Here is an 18549-nt window from a genome sequence, read left to right on the forward strand (position 1 = left end):
GGCCAGCCGCCTCACGCAAAAAGCCCGTGCAGGAACCATTGCGGCGCGTGATCGCGGCCATAGAGGCCTTCGCGGAAGATCCAGAAGCGGCGCCCGGCATTGTCCTCGATGCGATAATAATCGCGCGTCGCGGCCTCGGGATCAACCCGCCACCATTCCGGCGCGATCCGCTCCGGCCCCTCGGCAAGCGCGACCTCGTGCAGGACGCGCCGCCAGCGGAACTGCATCGGCGGGCCATCGGGCACTTCCGCCATCGCTTCGATACGCTGCGGCGGCTGGAACAGGCGGATGGGGCGGGCCGGCGGATCGCCAAGATAATGTGGCCCTGTGCGATAATCATTTGCCGCGATATGAGAACGCGCGGATTCTTTGTCTTTACGCAATTCCTGACGGAAAACCGGTTTCCACTTTTCCTGGAATTGCTTTCCGGCCTCGTCCGCCGTCTGGTGGATGGCCGGAACCATCGAGAAAGCTCGTTCGGGAATATGCGTATCGACGGCGATGGGACGCAGGACCCGGGCCGGACCCAGGCGGGCCGAGAGACGATCGACCAACGCATCGACGGCGGACGCCGCTTCCCGCCGGCTGTCGAGGCTCGTCTGCCTATGGGTCACACGTTCCACACGCAGCGCCGCCAGTTGCACGGCATCGAAACCGTAGCCTGCATCGAGCGGCTCGGCGAGCGCGGAAAGCCGCTCCCGGATCAGGCGGAAGAAAGGCGCGGTCTCGACCAGCGGACGCCCGGCCTGGACGCTCACCCGGCGCACCAGGCCATCGACGCGGAAGAAGGCGGCCTCGATTTCGCGGGCGCCCTCCCCGCGCTCTTCCAGGGCGGCGAACAGTTCATCGCCCAGTTGCCGGAGAAGCGCCTCTACCGCCTCCATGACGATCAGCGGTTCCGCCATCCGCCGCGCGGCTGCGCAGACCGGAACCATGCGAAGCGGCGAGACAGGTCTGGTGACGTGGCCGAAAAGCGCATCGAGCCGGTCCACCACCGCTTCGCCGAAACGTGCCGTCAGCGCGGCGCGCGGCAGGCCCGCGACATCGCCGATGGTTCGCAGACCCGCCCGCTTCAACCCGACAAGGCTCGCCTCCTCGATTTCGAAGGAAACCAGCGGAAGCGCGCGCAAAACGCTCTCCTCGCCATTGGCGGGAAAAACACCGCCCTGCGAAAAGCGGGCAAGCGCGCGGGCGGCGCTGGCATTGCCGGCAATGGCCGCCTTGACCGCGAAGCCGTTCTTGCGCAGCCGCGTCACCACATCCCGCAACATGGCCTCCAACCCGCCGAAGAGATGATCGCAGCCGGTGATGTCCAGCACGATGCCATGCGGATGATCGAGGGCGACGAGCGGCGAATAGCGGTGACACCAGTCGGCCAGCCGGTCGAGAAGCCGCTCATCCTCGGCGGGAGCGGCATTGGCCACTTCCAGCTTCTGGAACAGGGCGCGCGCATCCGTCAGCGCCATGCCGATGTGAAGACCGGCGGCCGCGGCGTTGCGGTCCACCGCCGTCAGCCGCAGGGTGTTGGCGATGCGGTCGACGACGATCAGCGGCGTATCACCCGCCCTGCGCCATGGATTTTCGCGCCGCAGCCGGTCCGTGGAAAGGTGCGGGAACCACAGCGCCAGAAAATGCCTCGACAGGTCTGAAGATGTTTTCATCACTATTCCATTCCATGATCCAATGTCCGGTCGTGCCCTGGCGGTTGCGCGAGAGCTCGGCGTCGAAAGCCGGGAGGCCCGGCGCCCGCGCGCCGCTCGAATGCGACGGCGCGGCGGCGACCCGCCAGCGCGTCAGGGCGGCGCTGCCCCCGGCCGGGCCATGCCTCAGGAGAAGCGCCGGCACATCCGCTGCCTGCGCGGCCAGCAGCAGGCGGCGCGAAACCGTCAGATCCAAGCATTTCGGCGCGCCCCATGGCGCGATCACCACGGCGCCGACGCCCGCAACCTCCAGCGCATCGGAAGCGCCGCGCAGAACATCCCTGGCCGACGGGCAGCGCACCACCAGGAGCCGCTGCGGATTAAACCCCAGCGCGGCGAAACCCTGCGGATAGAGGCCGCCGCTCTCGCCCACCGCCACATCCTCCTCCAGCCAGACGACCGGCCGGTCGGCATCCGAGGCGCGCAAGGCAAGCGCCAGGGCGAAGCCCATCGCCGCGCCGGCATCGCCCGCTTCCGCGGCGAATATCTCGTGCAGCGCACCGCGCGGCAGCCCGCCGGCGAATACCCGATCCGCCTCGGCAAAACCCAAGGTGAAGACGGAGCGACGCGCGCCATCCTCTCGGGAATCCTTGCCGTCAATGGCCGCAACAGCGCGCCGCAACGCCGAAAGATCGACGGTGCACACAACATAAATCCTGCAAATGTTCTCTATTTGTTCCAGTATTGAATCCGATCGACGGAGAGTCAAGCGGGGAATCCAAAAGCTGGAAGGATGGGTGTAGGCGCCACCCTTCGTCGCATCTGCTCATCGACTTGGCGCGGTTCCTGTTTTGATGGAATCGCCATTCACCTCCCTCTGGCCTGCCGGCCAGAGGGGTGTGTGTAGCACCAACGCTCCGCCTAAAACTGGAAGGTTCTAGGGAGAGGAACGGCGTCTGGAATTCACGGAAGTAATGGCGCTCCATGGAAACATGGAGCGGCCGTGGCATCGTTACCCCGCCAGCGCCTTCGCCACTGCCGGCATCAGTTCGTTGCGGATCGATTGCGGGTCGAACGGGCCGACATGCTTATAAAGGATATTGCCGTCGCGACCGACGAGGAATGTCTCGGGCACGCCGTAGACGCCCCATTCGATCGCCGCGCGCCCATTATCGTCCGTCCCGACGGCGGCAAAAGGATTGCCGAGATCGCCAAGGAAGCGGCGGGCGTTTTCCGGGCTGTCCTTGTAGTTGATGCCGACGAGGCGGAAGCGTTCGTCTTTAGCCAACTGCATCAGCAGCGGATGCTCGACGCGGCAGGGCACGCACCATGATGCCCAGATATTGACCAGCGTGACCTGACCGGCAAAGGATGCCGGATCGAGACCCGGCACCTGTTCGCCGTTTCTCATGAGCCCTTCCAGCGGCGGCAGCATGATGGCGGGCGCCGGTTTGCCGATCAGCGCGGAAGGAATGATCGCCTCGTCGCGCCCCGACAGCAGCTGGATCGTGAAGATCGCCGCAAGCGCCATGAAGATGGCCAGCGGCAGCAGCGCGAGCAGGAGCCGGCGGCGCGGGCTGATGGCCGGCGTTGCTTCGCTGTTGCTCATGGCTTTTGCGCCTTTTGCGAGCGCCGGCGGATGCCCTGCGCTTCCAGCCGCTGCAACTCCGTCCGCTGTATCCGCTGGTCGATCAGCAGCCAGGCGACGACGCCGCAAAGCACGAATAGCGAAACGCCGTAGGAGAGGAAGACAAAGGCGAGATGACTCATGCCGTCCGCTCCTGGCTCCGGGCGGCCCCGCCCTGATCCGCCTTGCGCGCCGCCATGCGCCGCATCGCGATGACGCGCCTGCGCCAGATCTCGTTGCGCATCGCCATCATGTGCAGGGTGAAGAACAGGAGCGTGAAGCCAACCGCCATCACCAGCAGGGGGTAGAGCATTGAAGGGTCGATGGTCGAGCCGCCGGCGCGGAACACCGATGCGGGCTGGTGCAGCGTGTTCCACCAGTCGACCGAGAATTTGATGATCGGGATGTTGATGAAGCCGACCAGCGTCAGCACCGCTGCCGCCCGCGCCGATTTCGCCGGGTCGTCCAGCGCGCGCGAAAGCGCGATGACGCCGAGATACATCAGGAAAAGCACGAAGACGGAGGTGAGCCGCGCATCCCACACCCACCATGTGCCCCACATCGGCTTGCCCCAGAGCGAGCCGGTGATGAGCGCGAGCGCGGTGAAGGCCGCGCCGATCGGCGCCGCCGCCTTGGCGGAAACATCGGCGAGCGGGTGCCGCCATACCAGCGTGCCGAGCGCCGAAAGCGTCATCAGCGTATAGCACATCATGGAAAGCCAGGCGAACGGCACATGGATGAACATGATCTTGACCGTCATGCCCTGCTGGTAGTCGTCAGGGGCGTTGAACGACATATAGAGGCCCACCGCCAGAACCAGCGCCGACAAACCGCCAAGCCACGGCAGCAGCGTTCCCGCCAGCGACAGGAAGCGCGTCGGGTTGGCGAGATCGAGCAATCTGTTCGATTGTGCTGCAGTATCGGTCATGGTCTTTACATAGCGTTGCAAGGCAAATCCGGCAATTGACCTTTGCCTGATGCGTCAATCGGTGCGTTCGTCAGTCGGTCGAAAATTTCAGCGCCGTCGCCGCGGCGAGCGGGCCGATCACCGCAAAAAACAGGGTGATTGCGGCAAGGATGAGAAAGGGCGCCAGAAAAGGCGCGGTTTCCGTCATGGCGCCATAGGCAGCCGAGACGCCGAAAATCAGCACCGGGATCGTCAGCGGCAGCACGATGACCGAGACGAGCAGCCCGCCGCGCGGCAGCGAAACCGCCAATGCCGCGCCCACTGCGCCGATGAGCGTGATCGCCGGAGTCCCTACGAGGAGGGTGAGCGCTGTCGCGCCGATGGCCGTCGGCGTCATGTTCATGAAGAGCCCGAGCAATGGTGCCGCGATGACCAGCGGCAGCACCGTGGCGGTCCAGTGCGCGAGACACTTGACCAGCACCGTGACGCTCAGCATGTGCCGGTCGGCGGCCATGATCAGGAGATCGAGCGAGCCATCGTCGCGGTCGGCCTGGAACAGCCGGTCGAGACCGAGGAGTGCCGCCAGGAGCGCGCCGATCCACAGCATGGCTGGGCCGATGCGGGAGAGCAGCGCCAGATCCGGCCCGACGCCGAACGGCACCACGGTGATGACGGCGAGGAAGAACAGGATGCCGACCAACGCCCCGCCGCCGGCCCTGAGCGCCAGCCGGAAATCGCGGATGAAGAGGGCGGTCATTGGGTGCCCCCTTGTTCCGCCGAATTTGCTGGAACACCCCCCTCTGCCCTGCCGGGCATCTCCCCCACAAGGGGGGAGATTGGCTGGCGCAGCCATCGGCCCTTATTCTGCAACGTTTGCGATTGGCTCCAGACGCCCATGAAAGCGTAATCTCCCCCCTTGTGGGGGAGATGCCCGGCAGGGCAGAGGGGGGTATCGTAGGCATAAAGGGAGGAAAATTGCATGTTCATCCCCTTCCCTCCATCCTCAACTCCTGCGCCCCTTCCAACCCAAGCGGCAGGTGCGTGGCGGCGATGACGATGCCGCCCTCGGCGAGATGGCCCTGCATCAGCCCGGCGAACCGGCCTTCCGAAACCTTGTCGAGTCCCGCCGTCGGCTCGTCGAGCAGCCAGACGGGGCGATGGCTGACCAGTAGTTTAGCGATCGCTATTCTTCTCTTCTGGCCGGTCGAGAGATAGCCGAAGGGCAGGTGATCGATCCCATCGAGCCCGACTGTCTCCAACGCTTCATCGATATCCTTCCGTGGCTCGCCGTTGAAAGCCTGCCAGAAGGCGAGGTTTTCGCGCACGCTCAAGGCCGGCTTCATTGCATTCTGGTGTCCGAGATAATGACAGGCGGATTGCAGATCGGGGAAGGAACCCGAATCTTCCAGCCGCACATCACCGGAGGCGGGCGCAAGCAGGCCGGCGATGATTCGCAAAAGCGTCGATTTTCCGGCGCCGTTCGGCCCCGTCACCAAAAGCGCGCCGCCCATGGCGATCACGAAATCGAGATCTGAAAAGATTGTCTCCCCGCCGCGCTCTCCGCTCAGTTTCTCGGCCACAAGCCGCATTTTCCCTCCGGAATCCGCTGGATCGGGTATTGGCGCAACAATTCGCCGCAATCGGTAATTTTGCGCAATAACAGTCTGGAACAGTTTTAGGAAACTCTTTATACAGCAGCTACCACGCCAGCGGTCGGTGTGGAAACCATTTTTGGCCGATCTCAGATGCCCGCTTCCTTAAGCAGGCAACGGGACGGACAGCGGAAATGACTGCACCCGCACCTTGAGCCGCGTCCTTGAAACGCTGGCATTAGGCGTTCGTCCTGGTTTTCCGGCCAGCAGCATAAGGACGAACGTTCGTGTCTCATATCGACAGCTTCAAATGCCGTAGGACCCTCACCGTGGGGGACAAGGAATATGTCTATTACAGCCTGACAGAGGCCGAGAAGAACGGTCTGGAAGGCATTTCCCGGCTTCCATTCTCGATGAAGGTTCTGCTCGAGAACCTGCTCCGCTTCGAGGACGACCGCTCCGTCAAGAAGTCGGACATCGAGAATATCGCCAAATGGCTTTCCGACCGCGGCAAGGCCGGCGCTGAAATCGCCTATCGCCCGGCGCGCGTGCTGATGCAGGATTTCACCGGCGTTCCCGCCGTCGTCGATCTCGCGGCCATGCGCGATGCGATGGTTTCGCTGGGCGGCGACCCGGAGAAAATCAACCCGCTCGTGCCCGTCGATCTCGTCATCGACCATTCGGTCATCGTCGACGAGTTCGGCAATGCCCAAGCCTTCAAGCGCAATGTCGATCTGGAATACCAGCGCAATGGCGAGCGCTACCGCTTCCTCAAGTGGGGTCAGCAGGCGTTCCGCAATTTCCGCGTCGTGCCCCCCGGCACCGGCATCTGCCATCAGGTGAACCTCGAATATCTGGCGCAGGCCGTCTGGACGAAGGAAGAGGACGGCGTCACCGTCGCCTATCCCGACACCTGCGTCGGCACCGATTCCCACACCACCATGGTCAACGGCCTTGGCGTGCTCGGCTGGGGCGTCGGCGGCATCGAGGCCGAGGCCGCGATGCTGGGCCAGCCGGTTTCGATGCTCCTGCCCGAAGTCATCGGCTTCCGCCTTACCGGCAAGCTGAAGGAGGGCGTTACCGCCACGGACCTGGTGCTGACCGTCACGCAGATGCTGCGCAAGAAGGGCGTCGTCGGCAAGTTCGTCGAATTCTTCGGTCCTGGCCTCGGCAACATGACGCTGGCCGACCGCGCCACCATCGGCAACATGGCGCCGGAATATGGCGCTACCTGCGGCTTCTTCCCGATCGATGAGGAAACGCTGAATTACATGAACATGTCCGGCCGCGACGAAGAGCGCATCAAGCTCGTCGAGGCTTATTCGCGGGCGCAGGGCATGTGGCGCGATTCGGACTCCTTCGATCCGGTGTTCACCGACGTCCTTGAGCTCGACCTCGGCGATGTCGTACCGTCCATGGCGGGTCCGAAGCGCCCCGAAGGCCGTATCCCGCTGGAAGACATCGGCTCCGGCTTCGCCAAGTCGCTGGAGACGGAATACAAGAAGACCACCGGCCAGACGACCCGCTATCCCGTCGAGGGTGAGGATTTCGATCTCGGCCATGGCGATGTCGTCATCGCCGCCATCACGTCGTGCACCAACACCTCCAATCCGAGCGTGCTGATCGCGGCCGGTCTTCTCGCCCGTAACGCCGTCGCCAAGGGCCTGAAGACCAAGCCCTGGGTCAAGACCTCGCTTGCTCCCGGCAGCCAGGTCGTCGCCGCCTATCTCGAAAGCGCCGGCTTGCAGAAGGACCTCGATGCGCTCGGCTTCAACCTCGTCGGTTTCGGCTGCACCACCTGCATCGGCAATTCCGGCCCGCTGCCCGCGCCGATCTCCAAGACGATCAACGACAAGGGCCTGATCGCTGCCGCCGTCCTCTCTGGCAATCGCAATTTCGAGGGCCGCGTCTCGCCGGACGTGCAGGCGAACTACCTCGCCTCGCCGCCACTGGTCGTCGCCCACGCGCTTGCCGGCACGGTGACGAAGGACCTCACCAAGGAACCGCTGGGCGAGGACAAGGACGGCAACCCGGTATTCCTCAGGGATATCTGGCCATCCTCGCAGGAGATCCAGGAATTCATCGCCAAGAACGTCACCCGCAAGCTCTTCGCGGAAAAATATGCCGACGTCTTCAAGGGCGATGAGAACTGGCAGGCGGTGCAGGCGCCTGTTGGACAGACCTATACATGGGACGATAATTCGACCTATGTGCAGAACCCGCCCTATTTCGTCGGCATGGGCAAGACGCCCGGCAAGATCGACGATATCAAGGGCGCGCGCGTCCTTGGCCTCTTCGGCGACAAGATCACCACCGACCACATCTCGCCGGCGGGGTCCATCAAGGCGCAGTCGCCAGCCGGGTCCTATCTCATGGAGCATGGCGTCGGCGTTGCCGACTTCAACCAGTACGGCACGCGGCGCGGCAATCACGAGGTGATGATGCGCGGCACCTTCGCCAATATCCGCATCCGTAACTGGATGCTGGGTGAGAACGGACGCGAGGGCGGCTACACGATCCACTATCCTTCCAAGGAAGAGATGTCGATCTATGACGCCGCCATGGAGTATCGCGCGGAGGGTGTGCCGCTGGTGATCTTCGCCGGCATCGAATATGGCAACGGATCCTCGCGCGACTGGGCTGCCAAGGGCACCAACCTGCTCGGCGTGCGGGCCGTGATCGCCCAGTCCTTCGAGCGCATCCACCGCTCGAACCTGGTCGGCATGGGGGTCATCCCCTTCGTTCTCGATGAGGGTGTGAGCTGGCAGTCGCTCGGCCTCAAGGGCGACGAGATGGTCGAGATCGACGGCCTCAACGACATCAAGCCGCGCCAGAAGACGGTGGCCAAGGTCACCTATGGCGACGGCACGGTGAAGGAGGTGCCGATCTGGTGCCGCATCGATACGCTCGACGAGCTCGATTACATGAAGAATGGCGGCATCCTGCAATACGTTCTGCGCGATCTCGCCGCCTGATAGATCCGGACCATCAAATGAAAATAGGCCGCCGGAGCGATCCGGCGGCTTTTTCATTTTGGCCTTTCCGTCATCCTCGAGCTTGTCCCGAGGATCTGCCATAGAAGCAGGAAAGTGATTACTGTCCTGATAGAACGTTCCGTTGGTAGATTCTCGGGACAAGCCCGAGAATGACGGAAAGAGAGGACGCTGCCGTAGATCCGTTTTGACAGGCTATATAAGTAACCGCAACGTGACTTCCTATTGATCCGGCTGTTTTCTAAAAGTAGATGTCAACGACAACAATTGCAGGAAACGCCGGATACGGCACCCCTATGACAGCAACCGCCGGAAGAGCTTCAGGGCCCGAACCGATCGCAAGCCGATGCCTGCGGGTCTTGGTTATGCAGGATTGGAACTCTTCGCTGCTAGCCGGCCTTGTCCTTCTGTCGGCGCAGATCACACCGGCATTTGCCCATGATCTCGACGGGGCGGGGGTAAAGCATGCACCGGTCACCACGCGCGGCGTGGTCGAACTTTTCACGAGCCAGGGCTGCAATTCCTGCCCGCCGGCCGATGCGTTGTTGAGCGACCTCGCCAAGCGCAATGATGTCGTGGCGCTCGCTTTCCATGTCGACTACTGGGATTATCTCGGATGGCGCGACACGCTTGCCTCGCCGGAGAATACAGCGCGGCAGACCGCCTATCGCAACGCCATGAAGGGCAGCATGATCTACACCCCGCAGGTGATCCTGAACGGCCGGGCGCAGGTCAACGGCAATAATGCGGCAGCCATCAGATCGGGCATCGCCAGAATGTCCGATGCTCCGGGTGGCCTTACCGTGCCCGTCTCCATTACCCGGCTGGACGGCGAACGCATTGTCATTGAAGCCGGCTCGGGTCCCAAGCCTGCGGCACCCGTCCATCTCATCATCGCCTATTTCGACGACAAGGCGATCGTGCCGATCAAGGGTGGCGAAAACAGCGGGCGCTCGATCATCTACCGCAACGCCGTCCGCGATATCGAAACCATCGGCATGTGGGACGGCAAGCCGCTGCGCGTGGAAATTCCCGCTTCCGAACTTGCAAAGAAGAAGGCCTCGGGCTGCGCCGTGCTCTTGCAGGAAGTGAGCGACGACAGCCGTCTCGGGCCCATCCTGGGCGCATCGATGCTGAGACCGCCCGATATTTCGGTGATCGAATAATCGCCAATCATTCCATCTGAATTGAAATTGCGGCCCATTCGCCGGGTGCTGCAGGCCAAAAAAAAGGCCGGATGTTCCAGCCTCTAGTGTCGTAGCTGTTGCCGTTACGGATGCCGGAGAGCTGAGTGGTTTCCAGCATCCAGTTTAACCACAGAGCATGCCGCTCTGATGCTGGTTCGGTCTGGGCAGCCCATTGGGCGGGGGGCTTGGGGTTAGGCTGGTCCAGACCGAACCGTCTCAGGCAACGGAATGAATCTTGCTGGCATATTCGGGCTGCAATGCGAATTCCACAAGGCGAAAATGTGGCGGAGCGTCACCAATCGAAACATGGTGTAGCGTTTCGTGAGACAAGATTGCGAAATGTGTGCCGGAATTTTAACCTGTTGGCTCGTTTTGGGCTTGAAAAGAAGCTGGGAAGGCCTCAACCTTTGGTCATCGAATTGTCACGTAGCTCCCGGGCGGTGAAGCATCGCCGTTGACTGGAAGATCGGGCGAGACGCGGATGGGCCGAATCGGCCCAAAGCGAATCGCTCCAGGCGCCTTGACAAAGAGGACATGATGGACGGCGGAAGCGGCGGAAATAAAGGTTCATCCGAAGGTGAAGCGCCAGCCATATCCATCGCGGCGGCGAGAACAGGCCGCCAGACCTCGTCCGTGACGTTCGACAGGCATGAGCTCAACAAGATCCTGCGCATCTATGGCCGGATGGTTTCGTCGGGTGAGTGGCGGGATTACGCCATCGATCACTTAAGCGACCGCGCCGTCTTTTCGATCTTCCGCCGTGCCAGCGAGGTCCCCCTGTTCCGCATCGAGAAGAACCCGAAGCTGGCGCAGCGCCAGGGCGCCTATTCGGTGATCGCCACGAGCGGGCTGATCCTCAAGCGCGGCCACGAGCTCGAGCGCGTCCTCAGGGTTTTCGACAAGAGCCTGCGGCTGGTGCAGGCTTGAGCGGCTCCTCTGGGTGGAGAGGCGGCCGTGTCCATATTTCAAGGCAGCGGCTGTGGCCTCGTTGAGGCATGGATTCCAGTGACAAGCACTGGGATCCATGCCTTAACCTATCCACTCCAATACCGGCTCAGAACATTCCAGGCCCAAGCTGAAGCGTAAACAAAAAGGGCAGCGTTTCCGCTGCCCTTTCGATTTGCATCTGTTCCGATTGCTTATTCGCGGTTGCCCAGGAACTGCAGCAGGAACATGAACATGTTGATGAAGTCGAGATAGAGCCTCAGCGCACCCATGACGACCTTGCGGCCAGCCGTATCGGAGGCATCGCCCTCGTAATACATTTCCTTGATCTGCTGGGTGTCGAACGCCGTCAGCCCGGCGAAGATGAGCACGCCGATGACCGAGATGGCGAACTGCAGCGCAGTCGAGCCAAGGAAGATGTTGACGACAGAGGCGATGATCAGCCCGAACAGGCCCATGATCAGGAACGAGCCCATCGCGGAGAGATCCCGCTTGGTCGTGTAGCCATAGAGCGACAGCGAGCCGAAGGCGGCGGCGGTCACGAAGAATGTGCGCACGATGCTCTGGCCGGTGAAGACCAGGAAGATCGACGACAGCGACAGGCCGACGAGCGCCGCGTAAATCCAGAACGTTGCTCTGGCAGCGCCAACGCTCAGATTCTGGATGCGGAAGCTCAGGAAGAACACGGCAGCGAGCGGAGCCAGCATGATTACCCAGCGTAGCGGGCTGGCGTAGAGAAGCTGGGCGAATGCCGGGTTCGACTGGGCGAGTACCGATGTGCCGAGAGCCGCGATGCCGGTGACGGCAAGGCCCAGGGCCATCATGTTGTAGACGCTCAGCATATAGCTGCGAAGGCCCTGGTCGATGCCTGTGTCTACGCGGACGCCAGCCGGGCTTCGGGCTTGCATGTTTCGATAGTCAACCATTTGTTTCCTCTTGCGTTGTCCCGTCCGGTGTCGGGGGCACTCCCCAGGCGCCGCTGGCGGGACCCCAGCATGCCTGCGCAAGATTATGGGGATTCATCGGGCTTGACACAAGTACCCCATGGCGAAAAAGCGCACGGACACAGCTCCGGACCACTCACGCATTTCCCTTTGTGCCCAATGGGTTAACCATTCTTGGGGCGGATTATTACATCTATGTCATAGATTGCGCAGCACGGGAGCCGCCTTGTGGCCGAGCACCCGCCATGTACCGGCAAGGCCGAAGCCGACCGTCAGCACCAGCGCGATGACCACCGTCGACAGCGCCACATCAGGCAGGAACTGCGCCTGAAGCCGCATGACGCGCGCCACCACATACCAGCCGGCGATGCCGCCGGCGAGCAGCGCGAAGACCGCCGTTGCCAGCCCAAGCATCAGATATTCCAGCGAAAATGCCTTGATCAGAGTGCGCCGCGTGGCGCCGAGCGTCTTCAGCACCACCGCATCATGGATGCGCGCGCGATTGCCCGCCGCCAGTGCGCCGCCGAGCACGAGGATGGAAGCGGCAAGCGCCACCGCTGCTGCCGCACGGATGGCGGTCGCAAGCTGGCTGACCAGATTGTTGGCGACATCGATGGCGTCCTTGACGCGTACCGAGGTGACGGCCGGGAAAGCCTGCGTCACCTTCTTCAGCACTTCCGCTTCCCGCGCCGGCGTCGCATCGGGCTCCGTCAGCGTGGCGAGCCATGCATGCGGCGCCCCGGCGAAAGTATTGGGTGAAAACACCATGACGAAATTGATGGCGAGCGATTCCCACTGGACCTGCCGGAAGTTGGCGATCTTTGCCGTGACGTTGCGGCCGAGCACGTTGACGGTCACGGTATCCCCGAGTTTGAGGCCCAGTTCCCCGGCTTCCTGCGCCGAGAAGGAGACGAGCGGCTCGCCGGAATAGTCCTGCGGCCACCATTGCCCTTGGGTCAGCGTCGAATTTTCCGGGATGTTCTTCGCATAGGTGATGCCGCGGTCGCCGCGCAGCACCCATGCGCCCTGTGGCGGAATGGTGAGCTTGGAGACGTCGATGCCGTTGAGCGCGACAATGCGCCCGCGCAGCATCGGTGCGCTGACAATCTTGCCGTCGGGCGCGGCCTGCTGAAGCAGTTGCTTGAAATGATCGACCTCGGTGCTCTGGATATCGACGAAGAAGAAATTCGGCGCCCGTTCGGGAATGCTCTGGGCGATCTGGCGGCGCAGATTGCCGTCGATCAGCGCCAGCGCCACCAGGAGCGTCAGTCCAAGCCCGAGCGACAGGATCACGGAGGGCGTCAGCGCGCCGGGACGGTGGATGTTGCCGATGGCGAGCCGGAGCGCCGTCGAGCGGACGCGAGGTGAGCGCCGCGCCAGCCATTGCACGCCGCGGGCGACCGCCTGCAGGATCAGGAAGGCGAAAACCGTCGACACGATGAAGATCGTGGCGATCATCCGGTCATAGGCGAAATGGATGGCAAGGCCCGCAAGCAGCAGGATCAGCCCCCCGGCAATGGCTATATAGACGGCACGCGGCCAGCCGCGCTGGTCGAAGCCCTGCTCGCGGAAAAGCGCCGTGGCGGGAATGTCGCGGGCGCGCCCGAGCGGCAGGATGGCGAAAGCCAGCGTGGTGACCAGGCCGAAGATGGTGGCCATCGTCAGGGCGCCGGGATAGACGCCGCCCGCGCCGGCGATCGGCAGGAAGGAGGCGAGTGCCGCCGCTGCCGCATAGGGCGCCGCCGCCGCCAGGACGAGACCGATGGCGATGCCGATCAGGGCGATGATGACGATCTGCAGGAGATAGACCTGCAACACGAAATTGGCTGGCGCGCCGAGCGATTTGAACGTGGCGATGACGCCCCGCTTGCCGTCGAGATAGGCGCGCACCGCATTGGCGACACCTACCCCGCCGACGATCAGCGCCGTCAGGCCGACGAGGGTGAGGAACTGCGAGAAGCGCTCGATATTGGCGGAAAGCGCGGGAGCGGCATTGCTGCGGGTGCGGATGCTCCATCCAGCTTCCGGAAATTTCTGTTCCGCCTCGGTCTGGATGGCCCTGATGCCGGCATCGCTTGTCCCGGCGGGCAGCGCGAACTTATAGACATGCTCCACAAGGCTTCCCGGCTGGATCAGGCCCGATGCGCGAAGCCCGTCGAGCGAGACCATGAAACGCGGCGCGAAACCGAAGCCGCCCGACAGCATGTCCGGTTCATTGACGATGACGCTGCGCAGCTCAAATGTCGTCTGCCCGAGGGCCACCCGGTCGCCGAGCTTGAGATCAAGCCGATCGAGGAGGAGCTGCGGCACGGCCGCGCCGTAGGCGCCGTCCTTTTCCTCGAAGAGAGCATCGTGCGGCATCGCCGGCGCGGTTTCGAGATTGCCGAAGAGCGGATAGGCGTCATCGACGGCCTTGACCTCGACCAGAGCCTGATCCGAACCGTCTGAAAGGCGGACCATCGATCGCATGGAGGCGCTTGTCGCGAGACGCCCCTGGGCGGCCAGGAATGCATGCTCCTCGGGAGAGGCCTCGCGCTGGTTCAGTTCGAACCGCATGTCGCCGCCGAGGATCGACTGTCCCTGCGTGGCGATGCCTTCGCCGACCGATTGCGCCACGGAGTTGACGCCGCCGATTGCCGCCACGCCGAGCGCGATGCAGGCAAGAAAAATGTAGAAGCCGGAGAGCCCGCCGCGCATTTCGCGCAGGGCGAAGCGCAGGGCCAGAGCAAGTCCGGGAAAAGCCCTGCCGCTCATGGGTTCACCGCGACGATGTGCGGGGTGGCTGGTTTGTCCGATCCGTCCGCTTCTATCCGCCCGGAGCGCACCCGGATCTCGCGGTCGCAGCGTCCGGCGAGCGCGGAATCATGCGTGACGAGCACCAGCGTCAGCCCGTATTCGCGCTGTGTCTGGAACAGAAGATCGGCGATCTGGCGGCCGGTAGCGGTGTCGAGATTGCCGGTCGGCTCATCGGCTATGAGAATTTTCGGCGAGGGCGCCAGCGCACGGGCGATTGCCACGCGCTGCTGCTCGCCGCCCGACAATTCGCCGGGATAATGCGTCATCCGGTGTTCGAGCCCGACGGCTTTCAGTTCGCGCGCCGCGATTTCGAAAGCATCGGGATGGCCCGCAAGTTCGAGCGGCACGGCAGCGTTTTCGAGCGCGGTCATGTTCGGGATCAGATGGAAGGACTGGAAGACGATGCCGATATTGCGGCCGCGGAAGGCGGCGGCCTGGTCCTCGCTCATGGCGTTGAGTTTTGCTCCCGCCACCGAGACCGTGCCGCTGTCGATCCGTTCCAGCCCGGCCAGTACCATGAGCAGCGTCGACTTGCCCGAGCCGGACGGACCGACGATGCCGACCGACTGCCCCGCATCGATTTCGAGCGACATGCCCTTGAGGACGTGAACCGTCGAAGCGCCGCTCCCGAGGGTAAGATGTACGTTATCGAGAGCGATTACGGGTTCTGTCACGGGCAGAGCTTCCTATATGGTGATGATATGAATATCGCAAATTGAATTCCCCGAGGGATTTTTTGATATGGGTTGCCGTCGATGAGATTCAAACCGCTCGCATCATTTGTTTTTTTTCTGGGTCTTATTGTCGCGCCGATGGCGCAGGCCGACCAGCAAAATATCAGCGCAAATACCGAGGGTGAGCCGACGCGCATTGTGGGCTTTGGCGACAGCCTGATGGCCGGCTATCAGTTGCCGCCCGAAGACGCCTTTCCCGCCCGCCTCCAGCAGGCCCTGAAGGAGAAGGGCTATGACGTCGCCATAGAGAATGCCGGTGTTTCCGGCGATACGACGACAGGCGGGCTTGCGCGGCTCGACTGGTCGGTCCCCGATGGCACGCAGATCGTCATTCTGGAGCTCGGCGCAAATGATGCGCTGCGCGGCATTTCCCCCGACATCACGGAAAAGAATCTGGATGCGATGCTCACCCGGCTCGAGGAGCGCGGCATCACGGTCATCCTTGTGGGGATGCTGGCGCCGCCCAACATGGGCAATGACTACGGCACGAAGTTCAACGCGATCTATCCGCGCCTGACCAAGAAACACGGAGTGAGACTTTATCCGTTTTTTCTGGACGGCGTGGCGGCGCAGAAGAATCTGCTGCTCGACGATGGGATGCATCCCAATCCCGAAGGCGTCGCGCGGATGGTGGAAGGCATTTTGCCTGTTATCGAGAGAGTTTTGCAGGAAGTCAGAAAGGAGGGGACATAGATACCGGTATTTAAGGAACGGGGAATAAACAGCTTGCTCTCGATCCCGTTCGATGATTCGCTAGAGATGTAGAACGATTCGAGGAGGATGCTCATGCCGCGTCTTTTCACTGCCCTCGAAATTCCGCGCGACGCCGCGCTTTCGCTCTCGCTTTTACGGGGCGGCCTCATCGGCGCACGCTGGATCGATGTAGAAAACTACCACATTACCCTGCGCTTTTTCGGCGATATCGAAGGACATGTGGCCGACGAGATCGCCAACGCGCTCGACCGCGTCCGTCGCCCGGAATTCATGCTGAATCTCTCCGGTGTTGGTGCTTTCGGCTCGAAAAAGCCGCACAGCATCTATGCGGGTGTTTCGCCTTCGCCCGATCTTTTCGCGCTGCAGGCGGAGATCGAGCGCATATGCCAGCGGCTGGGATTGCCTGCGGACCCCCGGAAATTCACCCCGCATGTCACGCTCGCCCGGCTCAAGAACGCCCGTGTCGAGGATGTGGCACACTATCTCTCCTCACGCGGCAATTTCGCCACGGTGCCCTTCCGCGTCGGCCGTTTCGTGCTGATGTCGTCAAGGGATTCGATCGGCGGCGGGCCTTACATCGTCGAGGAGGCGTGGCCTCTCCATGCCCGTCACAGCCGTCAGAACCTTTCGGCCAACGACTGGGAAGCCGCCAGGATCATTCGGTAGACCTGCTCGAAATCCTCCGGCCCGCCATAATAGGGGTCGGGGATCTCGATATCCTTGCCGAGCGCGATCGCCGAGAACATGCCTATATCCGCCGTGCCTCCGGCTGGCATGCGCCGCCGGATGGCGGCAAGATTACCGCGGTCCATACCGAGGATCAGGTCGAATTTCGTGAAATCCGCCGGCTCGAGCTGGCGGCAGCGCTGCGCCGAAATGTCGAGGCCGTATTTCGCCGCCACCGCGATCGACCGGCGGTCCGGCGCCTCGCCGGTGTGGTAGCCATTGGTCCCGGCCGAATCGATCACGATGCCGTTATCGCGGCCGCGCTCCCCGAGAACGGCCATCATCACGCCCTCGGCGAGCGGCGAGCGGCAGATATTGCCAAGGCAGACGAAGAGGACCGATGAGGGACGTGTCCGGGGCATGGTGCGGGCGTGTTTTTCCTGATGGATCGGGAAATGGTCTTTGCCGGAAAAGGCCGTGATGCGCAACGGGCGATGCCCGGCGTTTCATGCTTCCATCTTGCACGCACCGCTTCGTCACCCCATGTTTCCATTCGGTTTTCATCCGGAGATGATTGTGATGGATGATGTGAAGATAGGCGAAATTCTCGAACCCGGCAGCGAAGAACAGCAGAAGAAGCGGGCCGAGCGGGTGCGCGCCGGGTTCTGGAAGACCGCCCGCAAGGCCGGCCGCTCCATACCGTTCATGGATGAGGTGGTCGCCGCCTATTACTGCGCGCTCGATCCCCATACGCCGATGCGCGTGCGCGGCACGCTTTTGGCGGCACTCGCTTATTTCGTGCTGCCTTTCGATTTCATTCCCGATATCCTTCTGGGAATCGGCTTCACCGACGACGTGGCTGTTCTCATGACCGCGCTTGCCGCCATCCGTTCGCATATCACGCCCGCTCATCGCGAGGCCGCCCGCAAGGCACTTGAAGAATCCGATTGATCTTTCACGCGGTAGCGCCAACACTTCCCTGCAATCGGACAGCGTCGCCGCCGGACGGTAACACAAGTGGACGGACGCCGTAGGGAACACATTCTCGCCGCTTTCTTTTGGATGAACTGCCTTTCAAGGGTAACGCTTCAAGGCTTGGGTTTTTCATCGAGAAAAGCATGGCGCTTCCGCAAAACTTCACCGTTTGGTAACCCAGATTAAGTCAAATTAAGGGGAACTGAGCGGGGGCGACGCGGCAAGCGGCACCATCCCGGGTTTTGGGTATGAAGCAAACGAAAGAGAACCGGTAGGAAACATGCTTGGAAAATCGATCGTCGCGGCTTCTGTGTTCATCATTGGGACGGCGGGCACCGCACTCGCGCAGACCCCGAGCCAGATCAGCCAGTTCAATGCGTGGGGCGCGTACAGCTACCAGTCGGGCAACGGCAAGGTCTGCTATGTCCTGTCTGTGCCGACGCAGAAGACGCCCGCCAATGTGGATCACGGCGACAATTTCTTCCTGGTGAGCCAGAAGCCCGGCCAGAATGTCAGTTTCGAACCGCAATTCATGGCGGGTTACGAACTGCGTCCCGATTCCAAGGTGACGGTCACGGTCGGCAACCGCAGCTTCACGATGTTCATCAACGGCAAGTCGGGCTGGATGGAGAATGCAGCCGAGGAGCCGCAGCTCGTCGCCGCTATGCGTGCCGGCGCGGACATGACAGTCAAGGCGGTCTCCAAGCGCGGCACCAACACCAGCTATACCTATTCGCTCAAGGGCATTTCGGCGGCGCTGTCGGCGATCCAGAATTGTAAGTAAGCATTTGCATAGTGCTTGGCGGAGAGGGCTGGAGGAAACTCCGGC

General features: G+C 62.5%; 17 protein-coding genes and 1 pseudogene. 7 read left to right on the forward strand and 11 right to left on the reverse strand.

Going from position 1 to position 18549, the window contains the following annotated elements; all coding sequences use genetic code 11:
• Window positions 1-11: 11 nt before the first annotated feature.
• The 7 genes from ATN84_RS04250 to ccmA all read right to left on the reverse strand — a co-directional run bounded on the left by ATN84_RS04250 (window position 12) and on the right by ccmA (window position 5763).
• A complete protein-coding gene (locus ATN84_RS04250) occupies window positions 12-1661 on the reverse strand; it encodes a Y-family DNA polymerase (RefSeq protein ID WP_068880242.1) in 1650 nt (549 codons plus the stop codon).
• Window positions 1558-2346 (reverse strand): ImuA family protein, encoded by a 789-nt coding sequence (locus ATN84_RS04255; RefSeq protein ID WP_153020085.1) that lies wholly within the window; start codon window positions 2344-2346, stop codon window positions 1558-1560. The genes ATN84_RS04250 and ATN84_RS04255 overlap by 104 nt, the downstream gene beginning before the upstream one ends.
• 306 nt (window positions 2347-2652) lie before the next feature.
• On the reverse strand, window positions 2653-3249 hold the full coding sequence (locus tag ATN84_RS04260) for a DsbE family thiol:disulfide interchange protein (protein ID WP_068880243.1): 597 nt from the start codon (window positions 3247-3249) through the stop codon (window positions 2653-2655).
• Window positions 3246-3410 (reverse strand): heme exporter protein CcmD, encoded by a 165-nt coding sequence (gene ccmD / locus ATN84_RS04265; protein WP_068880244.1) that lies wholly within the window; start codon window positions 3408-3410, stop codon window positions 3246-3248. Before ccmD ends, ATN84_RS04260 begins: the two co-directional genes overlap by 4 nt.
• Window positions 3407-4195 (reverse strand): heme ABC transporter permease, encoded by a 789-nt coding sequence (locus ATN84_RS04270; RefSeq protein ID WP_068880875.1) that lies wholly within the window; start codon window positions 4193-4195, stop codon window positions 3407-3409. The genes ccmD and ATN84_RS04270 overlap by 4 nt, the downstream gene beginning before the upstream one ends.
• Before the next feature lie 70 nt (window positions 4196-4265).
• Window positions 4266-4931: a heme exporter protein CcmB gene (gene ccmB, locus ATN84_RS04275; protein WP_068880245.1), complete on the reverse strand. Its 666-nt coding sequence runs from the start codon at window positions 4929-4931 to the stop codon at window positions 4266-4268.
• A 226-nt stretch (window positions 4932-5157) separates the two neighbouring features.
• The gene (gene ccmA, locus ATN84_RS04285) at window positions 5158-5763 is read right to left on the reverse strand and encodes a heme ABC exporter ATP-binding protein CcmA (protein WP_068880247.1); all 606 of its coding nucleotides are present in this window, start codon (window positions 5761-5763) and stop codon (window positions 5158-5160) included.
• Window positions 5764-6053: 290 nt separating this feature from the next.
• Here ccmA and acnA point away from each other — a divergent pair, with 290 nt between their 5' ends.
• The 3 genes and pseudogenes from acnA to ATN84_RS04300 all read left to right on the forward strand — a co-directional run.
• Window positions 6054-8741, forward strand: coding sequence for an aconitate hydratase AcnA (gene acnA, locus ATN84_RS04290; protein ID WP_068880248.1), 2688 nt, complete (start codon window positions 6054-6056; stop codon window positions 8739-8741).
• Between the two features lie 383 nt (window positions 8742-9124).
• Window positions 9125-9925, forward strand: a complete 801-nt coding sequence (locus ATN84_RS04295) for a DUF1223 domain-containing protein (protein WP_082766082.1) — start codon at window positions 9125-9127, stop codon at window positions 9923-9925.
• A gap of 654 nt (window positions 9926-10579) precedes the next feature.
• Window positions 10580-10873: pseudogene (locus ATN84_RS04300) on the forward strand (DUF2794 domain-containing protein); the annotation flags it as partial.
• A gap of 212 nt (window positions 10874-11085) precedes the next feature.
• Here the strand turns inward: ATN84_RS04300 and ATN84_RS04305 are convergent.
• The 3 genes from ATN84_RS04305 to ATN84_RS04315 form a co-directional block, all read right to left on the reverse strand.
• Window positions 11086-11817, reverse strand: a complete 732-nt coding sequence (locus ATN84_RS04305) for a Bax inhibitor-1/YccA family protein (RefSeq protein WP_068880249.1) — start codon at window positions 11815-11817, stop codon at window positions 11086-11088.
• 216 nt (window positions 11818-12033) lie between these two features.
• Window positions 12034-14589, reverse strand: coding sequence for an ABC transporter permease (locus ATN84_RS04310; protein WP_068880250.1), 2556 nt, complete (start codon window positions 14587-14589; stop codon window positions 12034-12036).
• On the reverse strand, window positions 14586-15305 hold the full coding sequence (locus ATN84_RS04315) for an ABC transporter ATP-binding protein (RefSeq protein ID WP_068880251.1): 720 nt from the start codon (window positions 15303-15305) through the stop codon (window positions 14586-14588). Before ATN84_RS04315 ends, ATN84_RS04310 begins: the two co-directional genes overlap by 4 nt.
• 138 nt (window positions 15306-15443) lie before the next feature.
• On the opposite strand from ATN84_RS04315, the gene ATN84_RS04320 reads away from it, so the two are divergent.
• Together ATN84_RS04320 and thpR are read left to right on the forward strand one after the other, a co-directional pair.
• Window positions 15444-16058: an arylesterase gene (locus tag ATN84_RS04320; RefSeq protein ID WP_068880878.1), complete on the forward strand. Its 615-nt coding sequence runs from the start codon at window positions 15444-15446 to the stop codon at window positions 16056-16058.
• A 93-nt stretch (window positions 16059-16151) separates the two neighbouring features.
• A complete protein-coding gene (gene thpR, locus ATN84_RS04325) occupies window positions 16152-16745 on the forward strand; it encodes an RNA 2',3'-cyclic phosphodiesterase (protein WP_068880252.1) in 594 nt (197 codons plus the stop codon).
• On the opposite strand, the gene ATN84_RS04330 is transcribed toward thpR, so the two are convergent.
• Window positions 16697-17167 carry a low molecular weight protein-tyrosine-phosphatase gene (locus tag ATN84_RS04330; protein WP_068880879.1) on the reverse strand — a complete coding sequence of 157 codons (471 nt, stop codon included), beginning with the start codon at window positions 17165-17167 and terminating at the stop codon, window positions 16697-16699. The two genes, thpR and ATN84_RS04330, sit on opposite strands and share 49 nt — an antisense overlap.
• Window positions 17168-17324: 157 nt before the next feature.
• Here ATN84_RS04330 and ATN84_RS04335 point away from each other — a divergent pair, with 157 nt between their 5' ends.
• Window positions 17325-17696 (forward strand): YkvA family protein, encoded by a 372-nt coding sequence (locus tag ATN84_RS04335; protein ID WP_068880880.1) that lies wholly within the window; start codon window positions 17325-17327, stop codon window positions 17694-17696.
• 304 nt (window positions 17697-18000) lie between these two features.
• The gene (locus ATN84_RS04340) at window positions 18001-18504 is read left to right on the forward strand and encodes an invasion associated locus B family protein (RefSeq protein ID WP_068880253.1); all 504 of its coding nucleotides are present in this window, start codon (window positions 18001-18003) and stop codon (window positions 18502-18504) included.
• Window positions 18505-18549: the final 45 nt, after the last annotated feature.

It is taken from the genome of Paramesorhizobium deserti, from assembly GCF_001558695.1.
In the GTDB taxonomy this organism is placed as follows: domain Bacteria; phylum Pseudomonadota; class Alphaproteobacteria; order Rhizobiales; family Rhizobiaceae; genus Paramesorhizobium; species Paramesorhizobium deserti.

What these genes read in the sequence shown, in the direction of transcription:
- ATN84_RS04250 (WP_068880242.1), bottom strand. Translation starts at nt 1,661, where the DNA reads ATGAAAACATCTTCAGACCTGTCGAGGCATTTTCTGGCGCTGTGGTTC.
- ATN84_RS04260 (WP_068880243.1), bottom strand. Translation starts at nt 3,249, where the DNA reads ATGAGCAACAGCGAAGCAACGCCGGCCATCAGCCCGCGCCGCCGGCTC.
- ccmD (WP_068880244.1), bottom strand. Translation starts at nt 3,410, where the DNA reads ATGAGTCATCTCGCCTTTGTCTTCCTCTCCTACGGCGTTTCGCTATTC.
- ATN84_RS04270 (WP_068880875.1), bottom strand. Translation starts at nt 4,195, where the DNA reads ATGACCGATACTGCAGCACAATCGAACAGATTGCTCGATCTCGCCAAC.
- ccmB (WP_068880245.1), bottom strand. Translation starts at nt 4,931, where the DNA reads ATGACCGCCCTCTTCATCCGCGATTTCCGGCTGGCGCTCAGGGCCGGC.
- ccmA (WP_068880247.1), bottom strand. Translation starts at nt 5,763, where the DNA reads ATGCGGCTTGTGGCCGAGAAACTGAGCGGAGAGCGCGGCGGGGAGACA.
- ATN84_RS04295 (WP_082766082.1), top strand. Translation starts at nt 9,125, where the DNA reads ATGCAGGATTGGAACTCTTCGCTGCTAGCCGGCCTTGTCCTTCTGTCG.
- ATN84_RS04305 (WP_068880249.1), bottom strand. Translation starts at nt 11,817, where the DNA reads ATGGTTGACTATCGAAACATGCAAGCCCGAAGCCCGGCTGGCGTCCGC.
- ATN84_RS04310 (WP_068880250.1), bottom strand. Translation starts at nt 14,589, where the DNA reads ATGAGCGGCAGGGCTTTTCCCGGACTTGCTCTGGCCCTGCGCTTCGCC.
- ATN84_RS04320 (WP_068880878.1), top strand. Translation starts at nt 15,444, where the DNA reads ATGGCGCAGGCCGACCAGCAAAATATCAGCGCAAATACCGAGGGTGAG.
- thpR (WP_068880252.1), top strand. Translation starts at nt 16,152, where the DNA reads ATGCCGCGTCTTTTCACTGCCCTCGAAATTCCGCGCGACGCCGCGCTT.
- ATN84_RS04330 (WP_068880879.1), bottom strand. Translation starts at nt 17,167, where the DNA reads ATGCCCCGGACACGTCCCTCATCGGTCCTCTTCGTCTGCCTTGGCAAT.
- ATN84_RS04335 (WP_068880880.1), top strand. Translation starts at nt 17,325, where the DNA reads ATGGATGATGTGAAGATAGGCGAAATTCTCGAACCCGGCAGCGAAGAA.
- ATN84_RS04340 (WP_068880253.1), top strand. Translation starts at nt 18,001, where the DNA reads ATGCTTGGAAAATCGATCGTCGCGGCTTCTGTGTTCATCATTGGGACG.